Consider the following 19,411-nt stretch of genomic DNA (forward strand, 5'->3'; position numbering starts at 1 on the left):
CAGCCAGCTACTGATCGCCGGTGAGCGTCGCATGTTGAGAGGTGACCATGAACCTTGGCAATCGACAGGCGTTTCTGCATCGACCGGGAGGCATGCAAGCACCAGTCATGATTGGGATGGTATATCTCAAGGTCTATGAGTTTATATATTTTTATAACTAATTGATTTTAATGATATTTTATTTGTTGTTGATAATAGAGTGGGAATGAGCCAGGCCGCTCCCAAGTCGTTCCTGGAAGTCTGGTTTTTCATGTTTTTCCGTTAAAAAACATGAGGCTGTTAGCCATTGCGAGCCGATTCGGCTCGCAATCTCGCAATGGCCTGTAGATTTAACTCGCAATCACCAAACGATTTCTGCCGTTTCGAGGTTATGTTCTATTTCTGCTTTGGCTTCGCGCAGTACGGGTAGACAGCGCGAGATGGCTGCCTCTTGGGAGATCAGCGAGGACGGCCATACTGTGCTGATGCATCCGAACACCCGGCCCCGGCACAGCACCGCCAGCGCAATACTGTTGCAACGTTTGTATGGGACCTCATCGGACGAACAGTACCCCTTCACCTGAACCGATCGGATCGTGTGGATGATGTGGTGTGAGTCCTGAGCCACACTATCTTCCGGCGCCTGGGACTTGCGCAAGTGCGCCAAAATCTCACGTCGCTGCTCGTCGCGCGAAGCCGCCAGATAGGCCCATCCCAGCGGTGTAGACAACATCGGAATCCGCCTGCCGACAGCCCCCAATCCAATCGACTGTGGACTGAAGCGGTCGGTGCTTTCGCGCACGACGATGCCGTCATCCTCAAAAGTAGAGACTGCGCTTGGCCACTTCAGTTGTTGCCGGCGACCAAAAAGCACCGGTGTGGCCACCGAGACGAATACGGATTCGCAGGTCATTCCACCGCTCAGACGACGCACTGCTATTGTCAGTCGATAGATGTTTTCTTCGGGATTCACTCGCTCGACAAAACCACCATGGGCAAGCGTTTCGAGGATCCGATACACAGTTGGCAAGGGTAGCTTGAGCTCCTTGGCGATATTTTGCGCCGAGGCGGTCCGTACTTTATTGAGATAACCCAGAACGTTAAGGCCCCGATCAAGGGTTCGCAGTCGAGTTGCCATTGCGCGCCTCCAAACAAGTCAAGCTACATCAATCTATACACACAAGCCTTGCCTTCGCAAGCTCGCGACGAATCGGGTCGACGGGCCGTACGCTGTGCTCAATTCATGGCTTATGACGTGAAGTGTCAGGCGGGGGGCATTGATATTCCCCCGCCGTTACTAGGCTGAGCGGGTGCGTCAGGCGTTCGGCCGGGATGGATGCTTCATGCGTTCCGGGGTGGAGGGTTGCATCCATCCTTGAGCGCCATTGAGCTTCGGCGGGCCGATCACGCGTAGCAAGACCATCGCGATCGAAGTCATGATGACAATGACGAGGATGACCGGTTGGTAGCGACCAGAGCTGTCGAAATAGATGCCCGCGACAATAGGGCTGACCGCGGCACCCGCCGTTTGAATCAGCAGCCCGAGGGCGGTCAGCATCGGAAACACCTGGACACCCCAATAGCCACTCAACAGCACCATGGGACCTACTTGAGCTGCACCAAAACCCAGCCCGTACAAGATCGCGTAGCCGTACAAGCCCACTTCGCCATTTGCGTAAATCAATGTGAAAAGGCCGATAGCAAATAGCACCAGGGCCCCGAAGTAGGCGCGTCGGGGGCCGACACGCTGGGCGACCGATCCGATACCAAAATTGCCTATCACCATCGCCGCAGAAATGATCGAAATGGTCGCGGCAGCGGCCATGGGTGAATGTCCGATATCGCGCAAATGAGCCTGGGCATGCGCAATGACGAAGGCCGACCCGCAGGTAGTAGCAAACATGCTGAAATAGATCACCCACAATGCCGGTGACCACAGTACGTCGCGCAACCGCAGATCAGTTCCGTTCGACGCGATGGGAGGCGCAAGCTCCTGTGCGGAGTGTCGTTGGCTATCAGCGCTTTCCCACGCTTCAAATTGTTCGGCGTCGGGCTTGTCGCGCACAAAGAGCAGGGCGACCAAGAGACCCAACGCCGAGAAGCCGAAGAACACCCAGCATCCCATGCGATAGCCGCTTGCCGAACCTTGGATTGCCCAAGTCACTAGCCACACGAAGACAAACCCGCCGATACCCATGGCGGCATAGAGCAGTGACAAGGCAAAGGGGCGACGGTGACCAAACCACGCTGCGACTGCAGTCTGGCAGGGGATCACACTGGCGAACGTTGCAGCGACACCAATCGCCCCAAATGTCAGTGCAGCTTGCCACGGCGTGGTCACCCAGGTTGCGAGCACAATCGATGCTGCTCCCATGAAAATACAGCCGATGATCAGGCACCAGCGCACACCAATTTTTGTAACCAACCCAGCCACCAACGGGGCACACAGACCGTTGGCGGCCATGTTGGCGGCTATAAGAAGTCCTAGGGTGCTGCGTTCCCAGTGCAACTCAGCCGTCATGTATGTGCCGAGCACGCTGCCACCGTAGATGGGTAGAGCCATGCTGACGCACATCATGAACGCGAGCGCGCCCAGTACAACCCAACGAGAATGCGAACTTGTCTTTGTTTTTATTGTTGTCATGAGGATCTGCCAGTAAAAACTGAGGTCTGTCCAATCACTCAGCCATGACTGAGTGAGTTATTGAGTGAGACTACAACGCAAAAAAAACCGCCGCACGAACCCAATCAGATTGTCCGCGCTGCGTACATCGATGGACCGGGTTGAACCGTCCCGAGGTGGGGGCAAGCTCTAACGCTTGAGAAAATGGAGCCATGAACACGAGCCGGACATTGCCGGGGTGGGTCAAACGAGATGAGGTCGACAGCGGCGAGCGCGAGGGCGTGAGTACGCCGGAACGCGAACGCCTCAAGGCTCGGGGCGCGATCCTCGTGATCGCGGCGCTTGGTGGGAAGACCACGAAGGCCGCGCCGACAGTCACGATGAGCCTCGATCACGCCCGCTTGTCATTTACGAACCTAGCGAGCGGTGCTGAGCAGCGCCTTCGCTTCTCTGGGTGCAAGCAATTTCAACTTGAGCGACAGCGGGCCGCCCATGCCGTGCAATTTCCCACCCTCAGCCAGCGAGCCCACATCTATCGGCTCACCACCGATGTCGCGGATCAGCTGAGCCACCTTCGCCTTGGCTTGGGCATCATCTCCCGAAAAGAAGATCGAGCCACTGTCACCCTCTGCCGGAAGGCCTGCGGCAAAAATGGGAATCGGTTCGTAGTTGAACGTTTTCACCACATGCGCCCCTGGAAGCATCTGCGCGACGACCTCGCTGGAACCTTGACCGCCAATATCGATGAGATCCTCTGGACGTGGACCGCGGCGATTGTTGGTGGCGTCGATAACAACCTTCCCAGCCCAGGAACCTGCGGCATCAATCGCAGCAGCCGTTTTTTCCCATGGCGTGGCGAGAATCACGATGTCGGCGTCAGCGAGCATCTGCTTCGATTGCGCCGCACTCACGCCCGGACCCATTTGCTCGACCAGCGGTTGCAGGGACTCGGGACCTTTGGAGTTGCTGATGATGACGCGATGACCACCCGACACCAGTTTCGGTACTAACATTTGCGCCATTTTTCCTGCGCCCAAAATTCCTATCATCATGATGTTCTAATCCTTCACTGTTAACGTGGGGGTGAGCACGGGTTACGCTTCGCTTTCGATGAAGTTGCGCAGCACGCCGATTTCCGAGATTTCCACTTCGACCACATCGCCATGCTTCATGAAAAGTGGTGGCTTGCGACGTGCACCTACGCCTCCAGGTGTGCCCGTAACGATCACATCGCCTGGCTCGAGCTGTGTGAACGTAGAGCAATACGTAATGAGCTCGGCAATCGAAAAGATCATTTGCCGACTGGTTGCGCGTTGAACTTCCACGCCATTCAATCGTGTGCAGAGATGAAGCTCGGGATCGTCGCCGAACTCGTCAGCGGTGCTCATCCAGGGCCCAAACCCACCGGTGCTCAGGAAGTTCTTGCCGGGCGTCCACTGGTGAGTATGGCCTTGCCACTCGCGAACCGAAGCATCGTTGTATGGCGCATAACCGGCGACATGCTTCCAGACTTGATCGGCAGGGATGCGTCGTCCGGCCTTACCGATGATGACGGCGATTTCGCCCTCGTAGTCGAGTTTCTCGATCTCGGGTGGCAGCGGAATCACTCCCAGGTGAGCCACCTGTGAGTTGCTGAAACGACCGAAGATCGGCGGCTTGAGTGTTGGCTCACGCTGGGTCTCTGAACGGTGCTCTTCGTAGTTGATCCCGACGCAGATAATTTTTGGCGGTGTAGGGATCACTGGCAGAAATTTGATTTGCTCAGGGGTGAAGTCGGCTTTCGCGTCCTTTAGGGCTTCGGCGATCTTGGGCAGCGCGCCCGCTTGCAACACACTCAGCAGATCAGGAAATTTGCCGCCGAGACGTTGTGTCAGATCGACTACTGCGCCTTCGACCCAAGCACCGAATCTCTGCGAACCATCAACTTCAAAACTCAGGAGCTTCATTGTCTCTTCTCTCTTCTCTATGGGGGTTTCGGCAATAGCTGTCTCTTGGGCATAAGGCATGGGTGCAAAGCATCGACCAAGCCCGCCCGGGCTGAAAGAAGACTAGTGCGCGGCAAGGCCGCCGAACAAGCGCGCTACTTGTTCTGTCCGGTCTGTGTACCAGGGCGTCAGGCAGCACGGCCGGTCAGCAACCAATGGAGTGCCTTCACGGGTTGCTTGCTGAATAGGGGGAGGTGCTGCCCAGAAGCCGGCCAGCACTCGATAAGGCGTTACCTACGGTGCTGGCGAAGATTGTCGAGTGACTTAAAAGCCGGTCGATGGCGGTGAACGTCATGCCGATTTCGGCGTAATGCGCACGCCGACGCGTTGTGGAATCCCGCCAGCAACTGAGTACCTGAGACTCCCCGGCATGCCCTGATACACACACCGGACAGAACAAGTAGCGCGCTTGTTCGGCGGCCTTGCCGCGCACTAGTCTTATTTTGCCCGAGCGGGCTTGGTCGATGCTTTGCACGCATGCTTTGTGCGCAAGAGACATCCATTGCTGAAACCCTAATAACAGAGAGACAAGATGATCGATCAACTCAACTTTCGTGAAGCCATGTCTCGGCTCATCGGAGCGGTAACCGTCATTACCACAGATGGTCCTGCCGGCCCGGGCGGCTTCACGGCGTCCGCGGTATGCAGTGTGACGGACGATCCTCCCATGTTGCTGGTCTGCATGAATCGTAACAGTCGCCAGCATCACGTGTTCAGTACCAACGCAGTGCTGTGCGTCAACCTGCTCACGGCAGGCCAGGAAACGATATCCAGGACTTTTGCGGGCGCAGCAACGGTTCAGGAGCGATTTCAGGTTGACCGGTGGAGCGTGCTGGAAACTGGCGCGCCCGCGTTGGAAAACGCGCTGGTTAATTTCGATACCCGTATCGTCCAAACCATCGAGGCAGGCACGCACAGTATTTTCCTCTGCGCCATTGTCTCGGTACGGATAGAGCCGGAAGCCCATCCGGGCTTGGCTTATTACGGGCGCAAGTACCACCCCGTCGCGGCGCAGTAGCGAGAGGAGGAAGTTGACCCGCGAACACGGACACCTGTCCTGGGTGTCCGCCCCTGACCCTGCGCAATTGCGGGCCCATAGGGTCGAACTCGTGTGGGCGAGTGCTCAGTCGACAATCAAACCATAGGTTCATCATGAATAAGATTCGAGTTCCCGTTGTCACGCCAGGGACAAGGCCCGAGATCGCTGATCTTGAGGCGAGGATCAAAAAGGAACGCGGCGGCAAAATTTCCCTTCTCTACCAGGTTCTTCTCAATAGCCCCCCCATCGCCAGCGGCTGGGAGCAAATGCTTTCAGCCGTTCGGAATCGGAGCTCGATTCCAGGCGACCTGCGGGAACTCGCCATCCTGAGAGTCGCTGTGCTTAATCATGCCGACTATGAGTTCGAGGCGCATGTGCCTCACGCACTCAACGCCGGCCTCTCTGAGCAAGCCATCGAAGCCCTTCGAACTGCAAGGGCACTCGACGCGAGGCTGTTTACCGGGAGCCAGCTGCTCGTCATCGAACTAACGGACAAGATGACGCGAGAAGTGACCGTGCCGGACGAATTGATGGAACGTATGAACGTGCAATTCAATGCGCAGGAAGTCGTTGAGTTGGTGGCGACTATTGCCGCCTACAACATGGTGTCCCGGTTCCTCGTTGCCCTTGCGATTGCCCATAAGTGACGGTCAGTCGAGGAACGTTTTCGATGACCCTTATTGACACGATTGCTCAACGGATTACCGCTGGCCCTTCCAGCGACGTAGTGGAGTCGGCGGCTCAAGCGCTTTCGATCCACGTGCTCGATACGGTTGGCGCCTGGATTGCCGGGCGTGCGACCCGTGAGGGACAGCTCCTCTACGGACTGCGAGGCGGCACGGCCGCGATCCATGCACCGTTCGATTCGTCGCTTCTGGACACGATAGGGCTGCTCACTGCCACAACGAGATCGACCGAGGTCGACGATATCCACATGGCATCGTGCACTACGCCGGGCGCCGTGGTCGTCATGACAGCGTTGGCCCTGGCCGCTCACGCACCGCCCGGATTGCGCGGCCAGGATCGTTTCGCAGAGGCCCTTCACGTCGGCTATGACGTGATGACCTGCCTGGGGGAAGCGGTCTCAGGACCAGAAATTTTGCACCAGGGCGTTTGGCCGAGCCTCCTGCTTGCCCCGGTCACGGCGGCGGCAGTCACCGCCAAGCTCCTGAACCTGGACGCGGAGCGCACGGCTCACGCGCTGTCGATTGCACTGACCTCGTCCAATGGTCGGCCAGGCGGCAATGCGAGTGCCGGAGTGGCATCGGCTCAAGGGACCTCTGCCAGATGGCTACTTTTTGGAATGGCGGCTAGAACCGGTTGCGCCGCTGCGATGAGCGCCGCCGCGGGTTTCACGGGCGACCGGGCCTTACTTGAGAATAATCGGGCGTCTGCGATGCAGGGGATCGCCCTTTCGCACAATCGCATCGCGAGCATTTTGCAGGACAGTCCTGCGCTCCAGAGAACGAGCATCAAGCCTTACTGCGCGGCGAAGCACAACATCTCGGCCATGTTTGGCTTCAGGCAACTGCTGGATCAAGGTATTGCACACGAGTCGCTGACCAAAGTCCGCGTTCGATTGCCTGCGTCGCACGCGAAAATGGTGGCGCATTACGACGTGGAGATCAGCAGGCTGTCGCGTATTACAAGTTGCGGATACAACCTCGCGCTGATGGGCGTCAGTCCTGATGACCTACTCGACATCGAGCGTGCGAAGCCGCTTCGCAGTGTCGAGATGATGCAACTTGCAGGCAAGGTCGAAGCGGTCGCTGACGAGCAGCTGCGAGGTGTCACGCCGCAATCCTACCCGGCGGCCGTTGATCTGTTCGTGGGTGACCAGATGATTGCTTCCAGGACGATCATTCAAGCCTGGGGCGATCCAGAGCTGCCCTTTCAAATCGACGATGCCAGACAAAAATTTCGCCGGCTAACGAGAGACCTGCTTGAGCAGGGCGCGGCCCTGGAGATCGAGAACCTCTGCCTGGACCTCGCGCATCATCCGCACGCTCGCGCCAGCTTGTGGAAACGTCTCGCGAGCATCGACCGACGCCAGTCGGAACGGGACTTGTTGGAATTGACTCACCTTCGCCGCTAGCTGGGCCTCGCATCACAGGGACGCGAAGACATCTGGTTCAAACACAACATCACCATGAGCACTATCATGAGCAACTATTCAGACGTCGTTATTGTCGGACTCGGGCCTACGGGAGCCACGCTTGCCAATCTGCTCTCGACCTTTGGACTCTCCGTCACGGTAATAGAAGCCGCCCACGAGACTTTTCCACTGCCGCGGGCAACGCACTTCGACGGTGAGGTCATGCGAGTCTTCCAGTCGATCGGATTGGCTGAACAGATCCTGCCGTTCACCCATGTGAATCCCGGCATGACCTTTGTCAACCTGGATCGTGAGGTGATTCTGAGTTGGCCAAGACCGGGCAACGTCGGCCCGCACAACTGGCATCCGAGCTATCGGTTTCATCAGCCCGCATTGGAAGCCGTCCTGCGAAACGGGCTCGACCGATTTCCGGATACGAGAGTCATGACCGGATGCGAGCTCTTGTCCGTGCAGCAGGCAGATGACGGGATCCAGGCTCGATTCGTGGCCCGAGGCAAAACAACGCCAGAAGTCATCAATGCGCAGTATTTGATCGGCTGCGACGGCGGCAGGTCGTCGGTTCGGAGCATGCTCGACGTACCGATGGAAGATCTGGGCAGCCACGAAAAGTGGCTGGTCGTCGACCTGATCATGAAACGGGAGGTCGAGGGGCTCACCGATGGAACCGTTCAATTTTGCGACCCCAGTCGTCCCACGACCTACATGCGGTGCGTTGGCCAGCGGCGACGCTGGGAGTTTATGGTCATGCCTGGCGATGACGTCACAACGCTCACGACACCCGAAGGTGTTTGGGAGCTGTTGTCTCCGTGGCTAACCCCCGAGGACGCGGAAATCGAACGCGCCGTGCCCTATGTCTTCCATGCGGTCATTGCGCACCCGTGGCGCCAATCGCGGGTATTGCTCGCGGGGGATGCTGCTCACCAGATGCCTCCGTTCCTCGGGCAGGGACTGTGCTCAGGTGTTCGGGACGCATCCAACCTGGCCTGGAAGCTGGACTGGGTCATCAAGGGTCGCGCGTCGTCGGATCTTCTCGACACCTATGAAGAGGAGCGCTCTGCACACGTTCGCGCCACGATCGTGAACGCCATTGAAGTCGGGGAAATCATCCAGACGATCGACCCCGAGCAAGCCCGGCAAAGAGATTTCAAGTTGGGCCAAGGCTCACGGCAAATGAGCTCTATCGCGCCTCGGCTCGGGGCAGGTCTTCATCGGGCCGCGGACCTTCCTGCCGGCTCGATTTTCGCGCAGCCAATACTCGAGTCCGGCGAGCCTCTCGACGAATTCGTCGGTTCGAATTTCGCTGTCATTGGAGATCGTGACTTGCTCGATTCTGTCTCGTCGGCCACGAAGGCGCTTTGGCATATCAATGGCGTCGTATGTCTGCCAGACGAGGCGAAGACGTGCCTGGACGAACTGAACGCCAGAGCGGTGATCATCCGTCCCGATCGATACATCCTGTCGGTCGCCAATAGCACCGAGGAGCTGGATGACGCCTCAGCCTATCTCCCGGCAAACCGAGCCGACACGGCCCAGTAGCTTGTTTGAACATATTGCATCGCCAGATGCGGAACCTCATCCCAGGAGCAGACAAAAATGAGCACCAACGCCGCCCCCGAAAAAACCCTAGCGCCTGTGTCGGCCAGCCGGCCGCAAAAAATTGGCATGTTGCTCCCATCGAGCAATTCAATGGCAGAACCCGAGATTCAACGAATGCTGCCGACTGGCGTAACCGTGTTGACGACCAGGCTGAAACTTGCTGGTTCGACACCGGCTGCGCTGATGGGGATGACGGAGAAAATCGAGGAAGCGACCGGCCTGCTTACCGACGCCGCTGTGGACCTGATCGTGTTCAATTGCACGGCTGTCTCGACATTTGATCCAAGCATGGGGGAAAAAATTTCATCGCGGATTTCTACCGTCAGCGGGCTTGCGGCGACGGCGACGTCGGATGCGCTGCTGGCTGCCTTCAAGGTGCTGGGGGCAAAGCGCATGGTACTGATCACCCCCTACATCGAGGAGGTGAATCTTCGCGAAGTCGACTTCCTCGAACATCACGGTTACGAGGTGGTGAGTCAGGTCGGATTAGGCTTGCTTGAAGGGACAAGCATGGCCGCGGTGTCGCCCGCCCAGTGGCTTGATCTCGCACGAAGCCGTCGAGACGATTCGGCCGACATTTACTTTCTCAGCTGCACCGCAATCAACGTCTCTTCGATTATCGAAACCTTGGAGTCTGAGTTGGGCCGTCCGGTCGTAACGAGCAACCAGGCCATGTTGTGGCACTGCTTGCGCCTTCTGGGGCGAAACGAACCTGTCCGTGGGTTCGGTAAGCTATTCGAGATGGCATGACAGCCTGAAGCCCGCGCGGGTCAATTCGGCCCGCTGCGGCAATCAACCAGCTTCGCGTTCTACCTCTTCAAGTATCTGCCGCACTCGGATGTGACCTGGAATCCAATGGTCACCTCCATGTGCCAACAGAACTCTTCTTTCCGCCCCGATCATCCAAGACGTTGCCGTGACTTCGAAGGCGGGGATCTATACCTGGTCATTAATCACGTCGCTGCCGCCCGTGTTGTCGTTCACGAGCGGCATTAACGCGCGCACTCAGGGCCTGGCTGGCTAATGCAACTGCCGATATACAGAGCGAGCAATCCATGCAAACTAGACGTCAGAACTCACAACTAAACGCCTTGCGCGTCTAGAGCGTTTCCTCCAACCGACCAACGACGATGTGCGTGGGGGACTGGGCTTACGCGGTTTTTCAGAAAGGACCTGGCGTAGCGAGAGTGTCGACGTTTTTCATCTCGACAGACCACTGATGCGGCCAATATCGATGGCGAAAGTCAGGGCGAACAACCAGCCGCTTTGAGTAGGTCCTACCAAAGCGTTTGGACCTTGCCTGTTTGGATTCAGAAAGTACTGGGCCGAGGCATTGGCCAACACTCCGGGGGCGAGTCCATACTGACCGTGCACGTCGAACGTGAAGGTGTCTCGGTGAACGCTGTCGTCACCCCAGCCGTTTGCCTCGCTGGTCTGTTGCTCGTTTAAAGCGCGTCCCTTGCTCAGCTGGAGGTAGCGCACAGTTGAGCCGACCAGTGCCGCCGGGTTGCCTTTGACAAAACCGCCATATTCGGTGCCCGCATACAGTTCGAGGGGAAATGACTGACCGGAGCCTGGGGTGACAAATGCGCCCCCGTAGACGGCAACGTTAGGGGGAACGATGCCTTGCGCGTCTGATTTGCTCCAGATGACCTTTCTTGCCTGGCCATAAAAGCCCGACGTGCCGCTGTCATGTTTAACCGCCGTGCCAAAAGGATTTTGCGACTGAGTCGATCCGTCCTCATTGTAAAGGTCATCCGTGTACGGGGTCGTGTTGTGGTACACACCGGCTTCAGCATTCAGTGGATATCGGCTGTCGGAGAAGTCACTTGTGTACGACACATTCCCCAGCCATATCCAGCCTTTCCTGGTGTTCGAGGTCCAATCCCACCCGGATGACTGGCTGAAAAGGCCGTAGTTATCTTCGGTCACGCCGAGCCCCAGGCGGGTATGGGGAGACAGTTTGTATGCGAACCGTGCCCCCCAAAGTGATTTATCGAAGGGGGGCACGCCCACGGTTATGAGCGGGGTTGATGTGATGCATCCGGCACACATTGTTGCGACCATGAAATCATCACCCAGGTTCATGCGACCATATTCAACGTGAAGCTGTTTATCAAAGAGGTCGTGCGACAGTGTCAGCTTGACGAGATTTGAACTCGTGGTTGTCGCGGGAAACGGTGCAAGGGAAGAGCCGACTTTATATGAGTAGTCTCCGTTATTTTGAGAAAGTGGCTCCCACGCCTCCGTGATGTGCAGTTGTGTATTGGGAACCCCGATAAGCTTGGCAAGGTCGGCGTTGACCGACATGAACAGTGCGGGGGAGTCCATTGAACTGCCCGGCTTGATACCCGCCGAAGGGTTGGTGAAATAGCCATTGGTAAAAAACAGGCCGAGAGTGACCCCTTGTTCTTCAAGTGCATTGCCTATCTCGCTAAGCGGCCCCTTCCTGCTGGGAGGGGTCATGTCGGACGGAGGTCGTACGCTGACGCTCGCGACACCCGGTGGGTTCTGCCCGGTTTCAGTCTGGGCTTGCAGGAACACGCCTTTGATGGGCTTTTTGGCGGGATCGATTGAGCTATTGGCGGCGATTAGAGCGCTGGCGGGATCGAGACTATCTGCAGTGATTGGAGCGCTGGTAGGATCGAGACCATTGGGGTCGGGCGAGCTATTGGCGGCGTTTGAAGCGCTCCCACCCTGTGTGCTACTTGTTGTGTCAGTCCATGCAGTGGGAGTCTGCAGGTCCGCGCCGGTAGCCATCGCGGTAAGCGACGAGAATCCCAGTGCGACGACAACTGTTTTTGCATGACGCGCAAGACCGATAACGTGTTTCATGTTTCCTCCATTGTATTTATTGTTGAGTCAACGCGTCGCAGTCTAACGAGCGAGCCAAAGGAGCGGCCGTATCTGCTGGCTTCTGTCCGCAGGGTGTATGGGCGCGGTTGTTGGAACACGGGTTGAGCTGCACTGGGCGCGGGGGAGGGGCACTTGGGTGTCGGTTGCCGGTAGATCGTTTATGAACGAGACGCCTGGGCGCGATGAAACGATTGCCGGCTGATACACCCTGCGGACATAAGCCGAGAGATACGATCACCCGTATGGGGCAGGCGTTAGACTGAGGCACGTCTTTATCCAGACGTTCTAGAAGTTTGCCGGCAGTCGCGCTGACTCAATAATGCGATCGCGATTGCCAAGTATCGTATGCGGCTGCCTGTCGCAGACTATCCACCGAGAGAGGAAGTAGAGCGATGACGATTGTCACAGTGAGCAAGAGCGTCAAATTGAACGCGGGTGCGTCGGATGTTTGGGAATTCGTGAAGGACTTTGCCGGCTTCGCCTCCTGGCAGCCGCACATCAATTCAGTTGAGATGCTTCCCAATGGCGATCGCAAAGTGTTCTTCAAGCGTGGCAACACCATGCTTGATCGCATCAAGCACCTCAATGATGGAGCCATGACGCTGACCTACGAGCTCGTGCCCGGTCAGGAAACACCACCCGGCGCTCCGGTCATCAAGAGCCTCGATGCAACTTTTGTGGTGGCCGCTGACGGCTCGGGGTCCGAAGTGACCTACACCATTGAGGCTGATGTTCCTGAGGCCATGGTGGAGATGGCTCCAAAGGGCATCGGCTCGGATATTGATGGTGCATTGGCAGGTCTGGAGGCGCACTTCGGTCGCTAAGCGTTCGCACCGAGTGACGGTCCGTCCCCGCGAGAATCTATTTATTCGCGGGCGGATCGATGTTCATGTCGGGGGACAGTGGCAGTCCCCCGATGGGAGCAAGGCGGTATATGCCATTGCCATGGGTCGACTGGTTCAGCAACAGGCGGCTGCTGGAATTTATCAGCAACATCCCCCCTCGCCAATATTCACAAACCCCTGAGTACGCCATGGCGGTGTGACTCAAGCCCGGCAGCGTCCGATATTCTCCGGGGCGCCTGAGCTCGAGTGGCAGGCGCCCCAGCTGAACTCGCGGTTAAGCCCGCAAGCGCTCAAAATCCATCTTGATCAGGCCTGCTTCCATATCGAGTTTGGTCTGCACGAGCTCTGGCAGGTAACGGGTAACCACCTCGTCGTAATCCAGGGTCGTGGCAACCCAAACAATGTTGATGCAGGCAATTACGTGCTGGTTGTACATGACGGGTACTGCAATGCTTGCGCACTTGGGGTGCTCCAGCTCCCGACAGTTGCTGTAGCCATTGGCGCGCGAACTGCTGATCATTTTCTCCAGGAATGCGTCGTCACGACTCAAGGCGTTGTCCGGATCCTGTGAGCGCTGTAGCGAGGCCAGAATGTCCTTGCGTTCTTCGTCGGGACAAAACGCGAGATACGCTCGCCCAAGAGGACTCTTCAGCAGATGGCGCTTGCGGCCGATCATGCCCACATCGACTGAGAAGGGGCTGAAGCTATGGGTGCTTTCTCGAATGATCATCGCATCGTTTTCAAAGGTCGCAAGGTCGGTTGGCCACAGCACCTTCTCGCCCAAACGTTGCAGCAGCGGCGCCCCGAGGGTCCGAATCCATTCTTCATCGGCGAATCCTTCGCTCAAGTGACGCACGGCGTCGGTCAAGCGAAATACGCTGTCCGAGACACTGCGGTAGAGCAGACCGCGGTCCTCCAGCGTCTCCAGGATGCGATACACGGTAGGCCGTGGGAGTTTGAGCTCTGTAGCGATATCGTGCACGGTTGAGGCGCGAACTGTATTGAGGTACTCAAGCACTTTGAGCCCTCGTTCCAACGAGCAGATCGTTTTATAAGTCATGAGCGTTTTCCCGTTATTGTCGATTTTTGTGTGCGGGATGAGCAGGCATTTGAAGGCAGTGCAGGTTTAGCTGTGAACGTTGCTCGTCGAGAGCAACAACCCGTCAGCGGGATCCACCACCTATGATCAAGGTTATACAAGAAACGAGCGGTGGTAAATCGAGGCGCCGCCCAGCGGTCCTGACGACTTGATTCAACGAGGCAACGTCGGTGCCCTTGCCATAGCCTTCGCCCCCTTCGTCGAAGATGAGAACCTCTTCACCTTTGCATTCACCCAAACATGCCAGTTCCTGCGCATTTTGAATGCGTGTCGCTCGGTGTCGGTTCAGCGCGGCTGCGACCGTTATGTCCACCCTTGCTCTGTCCAATCCTGGCGTCAGATACACAGGCCGGACAGCCATCAACCGCGTCTTGTCCCTCTCAATACGCGGGGGCTACTGTGGATGCTCAGAGTAGCCATCCACAGAATAATGCTAAGGAGATAACGATGGTTAGTTCGCTTCAGAAAAAAATGGCCGGTGAGATGGCGCCGCCGGAGCCGGGATTGAGTCCGCAAGAGTTGATCGCGCGTGCGGTGGCACTGCGCCCAGCGTTACTGGAAGGGCAGGCCGCGGCAGAGGATCGCGGGACGTACTCGCCAGAGATGCACAAGGCGTTTGAGGAAGCGGGGTTTTATCGGACCTTGCAACCGCGACGTTATGGCGGTTACGAGTTCGACGTGCCGACATTCGCGCGAATGGTGATGGAAGTGGCGCGCGGCTGTCCGGGCAGTGCCTGGTGCCTGGCTTTGTCGGCAGGGCATGCACTTAACGTGGCGCAACTGTTTGGCGAGAGCGCGCAAGCGGAGGCTTTTGGGCCGGATGGGCACTTTGCTGCGGCGGCACGGGCCATTCCTTCAGGGACTGCGATCCGCGCTGACGGTGGCTGGCGCTTGGAAGGCACGTGGGATTATTGTTCAGGAGTGCCGTATTCAACTCACGTGATGGTGGGTGTGAGGATCCTCGAAGAGGGCGGGGCGCCGCAGGCAGGGGTTGCGCTGGTACCGCGATCGGAATGGACGATGCTGGACAACTGGGGCGACTTTATTGGCATGCGTGCCAGTGGTTCCAACAGTGTGCAGATGCAAAGCGCCTGGATACCGGAGCACTACCTGGTGCGGGAGGATTTCTTCAATCCGAACATCTCCCAAGGTACAGAAGGTGCTCGGCTGCATGGCAATCCGATGTACGCCGGCGGAACACTGGGATTTTTCCAGACCGAGATCAGCTCCATCATGGTCGGCGTTGGGTACGCGGCGCTGGATGAATACGAGAGCATCATTCGCGGCCGCAAGGCGTTCGGGCCTAATGCGGTGCTGCAATCCGAACACCCGGATCACCAGCGTCCCTACGGGATAGCACTCGGCAAGCTCGAAGCGGCGCGTCACGCGGTGGTGGGCGCGGCGCAAGAATATATGGACCTGGCACGCTGGAGCATGGAAGGGAAACGCACCTACCTACGCTCGGATGACCAGCGTCTGCAGGCAGGGCTGCAGCATGCGGCGCAACTGTCGTTCGAGGCCGTGGACATGCTGTATCGCGCGGCCTCTACCAGCGCCGCGGCGAAGAATGGAACGCGCATGCAGCGCTACTTCCGCGATATCTCCATGGCACGCACCAACCCAGGATTGCAGTTCGAGCTGAAAGCGGCGGATCTGGCCCGGCAACTGTTCGCAGAGCGCGACCAACTCCAAGGGAGTAAGCAGCCGTGATCGATGCTGAGCAAGCTCGCGATCGGCAGAGATCGCACACTGTGTCGATAGCTGGCGGCGCAATCCCAGCGCCCGAGGTCGATCTGACGCCGCAGGAAATGATCCGCCGTGCCACGGCAATGCGCCACACATTACGTGATCGGCAAGCGGCCACCGAAGCGGCAGGTCGCATCCTGCCGCAAACCAACGATGAATTCGTCAAGGCCGGCTTTTACCGCGTGGTGCAACCGCGTCGGTTTGGCGGGTACGAATTCGACCTCCCGACCTATGTCAGGGTCATGAGCGAAGTCGCACGAGGCTGTCCTTCAAGTGGCTGGGTGCTCGCGTTGACCTCGGGTCATCCCATCATTCTCGCCGATCACCCTGAGCAAGCTCAGATCGAAGCGTATGGGAGCGACGGAGAATACCGTTGCCCATCCCTAGGCTCGCCCATCCCCGTGGAGCGCGTGCCGGGTGGCTATGTTGTGTCGGGGTTCTGGGATTTCGCCTCTGGCTGCGACATTGCAACTCACATCATGGCGAGCGGCCTGATTCCTCAGGAGGGGGCCGCGCCCAAGCCGGTGCTCATGCTGATCGATCGCAAAGATTATTCGATCATTGATAACTGGAACATGTTGGGCATGCAAGGCACCGGGTCACGCCGCGTAGTCGTTGAAAACCTGTTCATCCCGGAACACCGAGTGGCCCCGCTGGCGATGTGGGTGGGTATCACGGGCGAGAAGGTGCATGCCAATCCTATGTATAACGGCCGTAAGGCCGGGTTCTTCATGATCGAGGGCGGTGCCGTGTTGATGGGTACTGCGCGCGGCATGCTCGATCTATACGACGAGCTACTGCGGACTAAATCGATGCGCTTCGCGCCAAAAACCAAGCTTATGGAACACCACGAGTTTCAACATTACTTCGGTGTGGCGCAGGCGTTAATGGACAATGCCGACGCGGCGCTTCTCAAAGCGGCGCAGGATTACATGGATGCCTGCACGGCACAGTCGCAGCAGGGTATCGAGTTCTCCGAGGAGGAGGACCGTCGGATATTCCTGATGGTGCAGCAGGCTACCCGTCTTGCGTTTGAAGCTGCGGATCGCCTCTTCACCACGGCAGGCACCCAGATCGGCCAAAGCAAGTCGATGCTCGGGCGTCACTACCGCGACCTGGCGATTCAGCGCACGCACTTCACCCAGCAGATGGACCGAACGGCCGTGAACTTTGCGCGCATCCATTTCGGTTTCGCGCCCCTGTCACCTTTCTGAGGAATGCGATCATGTCCTCCGAAGAAATAGCATCCCGTATCCGGGAGAGTTTCAAACAGCGACGCGGCTATTGGAATGATGAGTGGGAACGGCTGATGCAGAGCAACCCAGCCTATGTGGCGGCGTATCTGGAGTTGTCCGCCTACACGGCTGAGCGCGGCAGTCTCTCGCCCAAGACGCGCGAGTTGATCTATGTGGCCACCAACTGTTCGCCCACACATTTCTTCGAGCGTGGCGTGCGGCAGCACGCACGTTTCGCCCGGCAATTCGGGGCCTCACTCGAGGAACTGATCGCGGTGGCCATGATTGTCAGTACGGTCGGTGTGCAGACCTATCTGCTCGGGGCAGCTGCCCTTGAGGAGCTTGTGCCAGGCGCACTGTCCTCAAGCGACCATAAGGCTCATGTCCAGGCGGTGCACAAGAGGCACCTTCAGCTGCTCGGCGCAGCACTGCCCGAGGTCGATGCCGCCATTAATGTCGATCCTGCGTTCTATGAGGCATGGTTGAACTTTGCCGAGGCAGCGATTGACACGAACGGTCTGCTCTCGCCCAAGGACAGCCATCTAATCGCCTTGGCCGCGTACGCGCAGTGCACGCAGCTGTCGGGCCCAGGGGTGCGACAACACATGCGTGCGGCGCTCGCGAATGGCGCCACCCCAAACGAAATCATGGATGTGTGCAAGCTGATCACAAGCATGGGTGTGCATGCGGTCGTGCTGCCCGTTCCGGTGCTGATTGACGAGTGGGAGAAGCCATCTTGAGTACAACGCCTCTTCGCTATAGCGCCGACGGCCGCACCTTCTGCGGCCAACTGGCATGCCCGGATGTGCAGGGCAAGGTGCCCGGTATTCTGATTTTTCCGGAGGCGCCGGGCGTCGGCCCGCATGTGATCCGCCGCGCTGCGGCCCTCGCCCAGATGAATTACGTCGCTCTCGCCGCCGATGTGCACGGGGATGGCATGTTATTCGACGACCCCACGACCATGCGCGCAGGCATTGATCTGCTCAAAAGCCAACCTGAGCGGCTGCACCAGCGTCTGCAAGCAAGCCTTCAAGCGCTCGCTCAAGTGCCACAGGTGGATCCGGAGCGAATGGTGGTGATCGGTTACTGCTTTGGCGGTTGGTGCGCGCTGGAGTTGGCTCGCACTGGCGCACCGCTTCTAGGCGTCGGGGTCTTCCACGGTGCCTTGACGCCGACGCAGGAAAATACCGCGAGCCGGATTCAGGGAAAGGTGTTGGTCTGCTCGGGTGCGTCCGATCCCCTGGTGCCTACGGAGCAAATTAGCGCCTTCACTGAAGAAGTGTCTGCGGCGGGGATTGATTGGCAGGTCCACCTTTATGGCGGCACAGGCCACGGTTTTACCAGTCCCGAGGCAGGCAGCAATCCACGCCCCGGCTTCGGCTACTCGGCATCAGCCGACCGCCGTTCCTGGGCGGCGCTGTGCCTATTTCTGAATGAGATCTTTGAAATGGAAAAAGACTGATGGAATTCGCGAATAAAGTTGTCCTCATCACCGGAGCGGCGACCGGTATTGGCCGCATGACCGCTAAAGAGTTGGCTCGGCTGGGAAGCCGTGTCGTCATCGCCGATCTCAACGGTGCGAAGGCCGAGGAAGCGGCTTCATCGATTCAAGCCGAAGGCGGCGACGTGATAGGCGTGCGCTGCGACGTCACCCGGGATGAAGACGTCGCGGCGTTGATGGAGACGATCGGTGCCAAATACGGCCCGGTCGATGTGCTCATCAACAATGCCTCGATGCCGCCCATCGCCGGGCGAGTGGAAGATATTCCGTTCGAGGCGTGGGACACCGCGCTGCAAGTGAACGTGCTTGGCTATGTGCGCATGATACGCGCCGTACTTCCCGCCATGATGGAGCGCGGCAGTGGTTACCTGGTCAACACCGCGTCATCACTGGCCATCCTGCCCGATCCACCCACGCGCTTTCAGATTCCCTATACGACAACGAAGGGTGCGCAACTGGCGATGAGTTACGGCCTGGCGCACGCGTTGAAACCGCACGGCGTGCGTGTGTCGGTCTTCTGCCCCGGCATTACGGCTACGTCGGATCGTCCCGGCGGTCAGAGCCTGACCACTTCAGGTACCGCGATCCCGAGCATGGCGCAGTTTCTCGATGGCGTGGACCCTCGGCGCGGTAAACCCGCGACCCCAGAGTTCGCCGCTTCCGTGTTGATTGATGGGCTGCGCCAGGAGAAATTCCTGATCAGTTCGCAAGTCGGCCATGAGGAGCAGATCGTCGAGTTTGCACAGGCTGGCCTCGATCCACTGGCGCTGATCGTCAGCGGGAGCGTTTGA

General features: G+C 58.2%; 18 protein-coding genes. 11 read left to right on the forward strand and 7 right to left on the reverse strand.

The features are described 5' to 3' along the window. Window positions 1-340: 340 nt before the first annotated feature. The 5 genes from ACA047_RS05710 to ACA047_RS05730 form a co-directional block, all read right to left on the reverse strand. The gene (locus ACA047_RS05710; RefSeq protein WP_497357446.1) at window positions 341-1,117 is read right to left on the reverse strand and encodes a helix-turn-helix domain-containing protein; all 777 of its coding nucleotides are present in this window, start codon (window positions 1,115-1,117) and stop codon (window positions 341-343) included. Window positions 1,118-1,294: 177 nt separating this feature from the next. After that, window positions 1,295-2,623: an MFS transporter gene (locus ACA047_RS05715; protein WP_497357448.1), complete on the reverse strand. Its 1,329-nt coding sequence runs from the start codon at window positions 2,621-2,623 to the stop codon at window positions 1,295-1,297. 395 nt (window positions 2,624-3,018) lie between these two features. Next, complete coding sequence (locus ACA047_RS05720) at window positions 3,019-3,654, reverse strand: NADPH-dependent F420 reductase (protein WP_497357450.1); 636 nt, start codon at window positions 3,652-3,654, stop codon at window positions 3,019-3,021. 42 nt (window positions 3,655-3,696) lie between these two features. Further along, complete coding sequence (locus ACA047_RS05725) at window positions 3,697-4,608, reverse strand: fumarylacetoacetate hydrolase family protein (RefSeq protein ID WP_497357452.1); 912 nt, start codon at window positions 4,606-4,608, stop codon at window positions 3,697-3,699. A 145-nt stretch (window positions 4,609-4,753) separates the two neighbouring features. Next, entirely contained in the window at window positions 4,754-5,131 is a 378-nt protein-coding gene (locus tag ACA047_RS05730; protein ID WP_497357454.1) for a hypothetical protein, read from the reverse strand. Here ACA047_RS05730 and ACA047_RS05735 point away from each other — a divergent pair. The 5 genes from ACA047_RS05735 (at window position 5,120) to ACA047_RS05755 (ending at window position 10,088) form a co-directional block, all read left to right on the forward strand. Further along, entirely contained in the window at window positions 5,120-5,605 is a 486-nt protein-coding gene (locus ACA047_RS05735; RefSeq protein ID WP_497357456.1) for a flavin reductase, read from the forward strand. The genes ACA047_RS05730 and ACA047_RS05735 overlap by 12 nt on opposite strands. A gap of 134 nt (window positions 5,606-5,739) precedes the next feature. Continuing rightward, a complete protein-coding gene (locus ACA047_RS05740; RefSeq protein WP_497357458.1) occupies window positions 5,740-6,273 on the forward strand; it encodes a carboxymuconolactone decarboxylase family protein in 534 nt (177 codons plus the stop codon). Between the two features lie 23 nt (window positions 6,274-6,296). Continuing rightward, window positions 6,297-7,721, forward strand: a complete 1,425-nt coding sequence (locus tag ACA047_RS05745; RefSeq protein WP_497357460.1) for an MmgE/PrpD family protein — start codon at window positions 6,297-6,299, stop codon at window positions 7,719-7,721. Window positions 7,722-7,787: 66 nt separating this feature from the next. Further along, the gene (mhpA, locus tag ACA047_RS05750) at window positions 7,788-9,278 is read left to right on the forward strand and encodes a bifunctional 3-(3-hydroxy-phenyl)propionate/3-hydroxycinnamic acid hydroxylase MhpA (protein WP_497357462.1); all 1,491 of its coding nucleotides are present in this window, start codon (window positions 7,788-7,790) and stop codon (window positions 9,276-9,278) included. A gap of 57 nt (window positions 9,279-9,335) precedes the next feature. Next, a complete protein-coding gene (locus tag ACA047_RS05755) occupies window positions 9,336-10,088 on the forward strand; it encodes a maleate cis-trans isomerase family protein (RefSeq protein ID WP_497357464.1) in 753 nt (250 codons plus the stop codon). A 450-nt stretch (window positions 10,089-10,538) separates the two neighbouring features. On the opposite strand, the gene ACA047_RS05760 is transcribed toward ACA047_RS05755, so the two are convergent. Then, window positions 10,539-12,173, reverse strand: a complete 1,635-nt coding sequence (locus ACA047_RS05760) for a carbohydrate porin (RefSeq protein WP_497357466.1) — start codon at window positions 12,171-12,173, stop codon at window positions 10,539-10,541. 413 nt (window positions 12,174-12,586) lie between these two features. On the opposite strand from ACA047_RS05760, the gene ACA047_RS05765 reads away from it, so the two are divergent. After that, window positions 12,587-13,018 (forward strand): SRPBCC family protein, encoded by a 432-nt coding sequence (locus tag ACA047_RS05765; RefSeq protein WP_497357468.1) that lies wholly within the window; start codon window positions 12,587-12,589, stop codon window positions 13,016-13,018. A 295-nt stretch (window positions 13,019-13,313) separates the two neighbouring features. Here ACA047_RS05765 and ACA047_RS05770 read toward each other — a convergent pair whose 3' ends face one another. Next, a complete protein-coding gene (locus ACA047_RS05770) occupies window positions 13,314-14,099 on the reverse strand; it encodes a helix-turn-helix domain-containing protein (protein WP_497357470.1) in 786 nt (261 codons plus the stop codon). 486 nt (window positions 14,100-14,585) lie between these two features. On the opposite strand from ACA047_RS05770, the gene ACA047_RS05775 reads away from it, so the two are divergent. From ACA047_RS05775 to ACA047_RS05795, 5 genes are read left to right on the forward strand one after another with little or no spacing between them, the layout of a single operon-like run. Next, window positions 14,586-15,848 carry an acyl-CoA dehydrogenase family protein gene (locus tag ACA047_RS05775; protein ID WP_497357472.1) on the forward strand — a complete coding sequence of 421 codons (1,263 nt, stop codon included), beginning with the start codon at window positions 14,586-14,588 and terminating at the stop codon, window positions 15,846-15,848. Continuing rightward, window positions 15,845-17,098, forward strand: a complete 1,254-nt coding sequence (locus tag ACA047_RS05780) for an acyl-CoA dehydrogenase family protein (protein WP_497357474.1) — start codon at window positions 15,845-15,847, stop codon at window positions 17,096-17,098. Before ACA047_RS05775 ends, ACA047_RS05780 begins: the two co-directional genes overlap by 4 nt. 11 nt (window positions 17,099-17,109) lie before the next feature. Next, window positions 17,110-17,859, forward strand: a complete 750-nt coding sequence (locus tag ACA047_RS05785; protein WP_497357476.1) for a carboxymuconolactone decarboxylase family protein — start codon at window positions 17,110-17,112, stop codon at window positions 17,857-17,859. Next, window positions 17,856-18,581, forward strand: coding sequence for a dienelactone hydrolase family protein (locus ACA047_RS05790; RefSeq protein WP_497357478.1), 726 nt, complete (start codon window positions 17,856-17,858; stop codon window positions 18,579-18,581). Before ACA047_RS05785 ends, ACA047_RS05790 begins: the two co-directional genes overlap by 4 nt. Beyond that, window positions 18,581-19,411, forward strand: a complete 831-nt coding sequence (locus tag ACA047_RS05795; RefSeq protein ID WP_497357480.1) for an SDR family NAD(P)-dependent oxidoreductase — start codon at window positions 18,581-18,583, stop codon at window positions 19,409-19,411. Before ACA047_RS05790 ends, ACA047_RS05795 begins: the two co-directional genes overlap by 1 nt.

The sequence above is a fragment of the Pseudomonas sp. LBUM1664 genome, from assembly GCF_059695895.1.

Coding starts and splice junctions, on each gene's coding strand:
- ACA047_RS05755 (WP_497357464.1), top strand. CDS start 9,336: ATGAGCACCAACGCCGCCCCCGAAAAAACCCTAGCGCCTGTGTCGGCC.
- ACA047_RS05740 (WP_497357458.1), top strand. CDS start 5,740: ATGAATAAGATTCGAGTTCCCGTTGTCACGCCAGGGACAAGGCCCGAG.
- ACA047_RS05765 (WP_497357468.1), top strand. CDS start 12,587: ATGACGATTGTCACAGTGAGCAAGAGCGTCAAATTGAACGCGGGTGCG.
- ACA047_RS05795 (WP_497357480.1), top strand. CDS start 18,581: ATGGAATTCGCGAATAAAGTTGTCCTCATCACCGGAGCGGCGACCGGT.
- ACA047_RS05760 (WP_497357466.1), bottom strand. CDS start 12,173: ATGAAACACGTTATCGGTCTTGCGCGTCATGCAAAAACAGTTGTCGTC.
- ACA047_RS05720 (WP_497357450.1), bottom strand. CDS start 3,654: ATGATGATAGGAATTTTGGGCGCAGGAAAAATGGCGCAAATGTTAGTA.
- ACA047_RS05710 (WP_497357446.1), bottom strand. CDS start 1,117: ATGGCAACTCGACTGCGAACCCTTGATCGGGGCCTTAACGTTCTGGGT.
- ACA047_RS05725 (WP_497357452.1), bottom strand. CDS start 4,608: ATGCCTTATGCCCAAGAGACAGCTATTGCCGAAACCCCCATAGAGAAG.
- ACA047_RS05775 (WP_497357472.1), top strand. CDS start 14,586: ATGGTTAGTTCGCTTCAGAAAAAAATGGCCGGTGAGATGGCGCCGCCG.
- ACA047_RS05715 (WP_497357448.1), bottom strand. CDS start 2,623: ATGACAACAATAAAAACAAAGACAAGTTCGCATTCTCGTTGGGTTGTA.
- ACA047_RS05785 (WP_497357476.1), top strand. CDS start 17,110: ATGTCCTCCGAAGAAATAGCATCCCGTATCCGGGAGAGTTTCAAACAG.
- ACA047_RS05745 (WP_497357460.1), top strand. CDS start 6,297: ATGACCCTTATTGACACGATTGCTCAACGGATTACCGCTGGCCCTTCC.
- mhpA (WP_497357462.1), top strand. CDS start 7,788: ATGAGCAACTATTCAGACGTCGTTATTGTCGGACTCGGGCCTACGGGA.
- ACA047_RS05770 (WP_497357470.1), bottom strand. CDS start 14,099: ATGACTTATAAAACGATCTGCTCGTTGGAACGAGGGCTCAAAGTGCTT.
- ACA047_RS05735 (WP_497357456.1), top strand. CDS start 5,120: ATGATCGATCAACTCAACTTTCGTGAAGCCATGTCTCGGCTCATCGGA.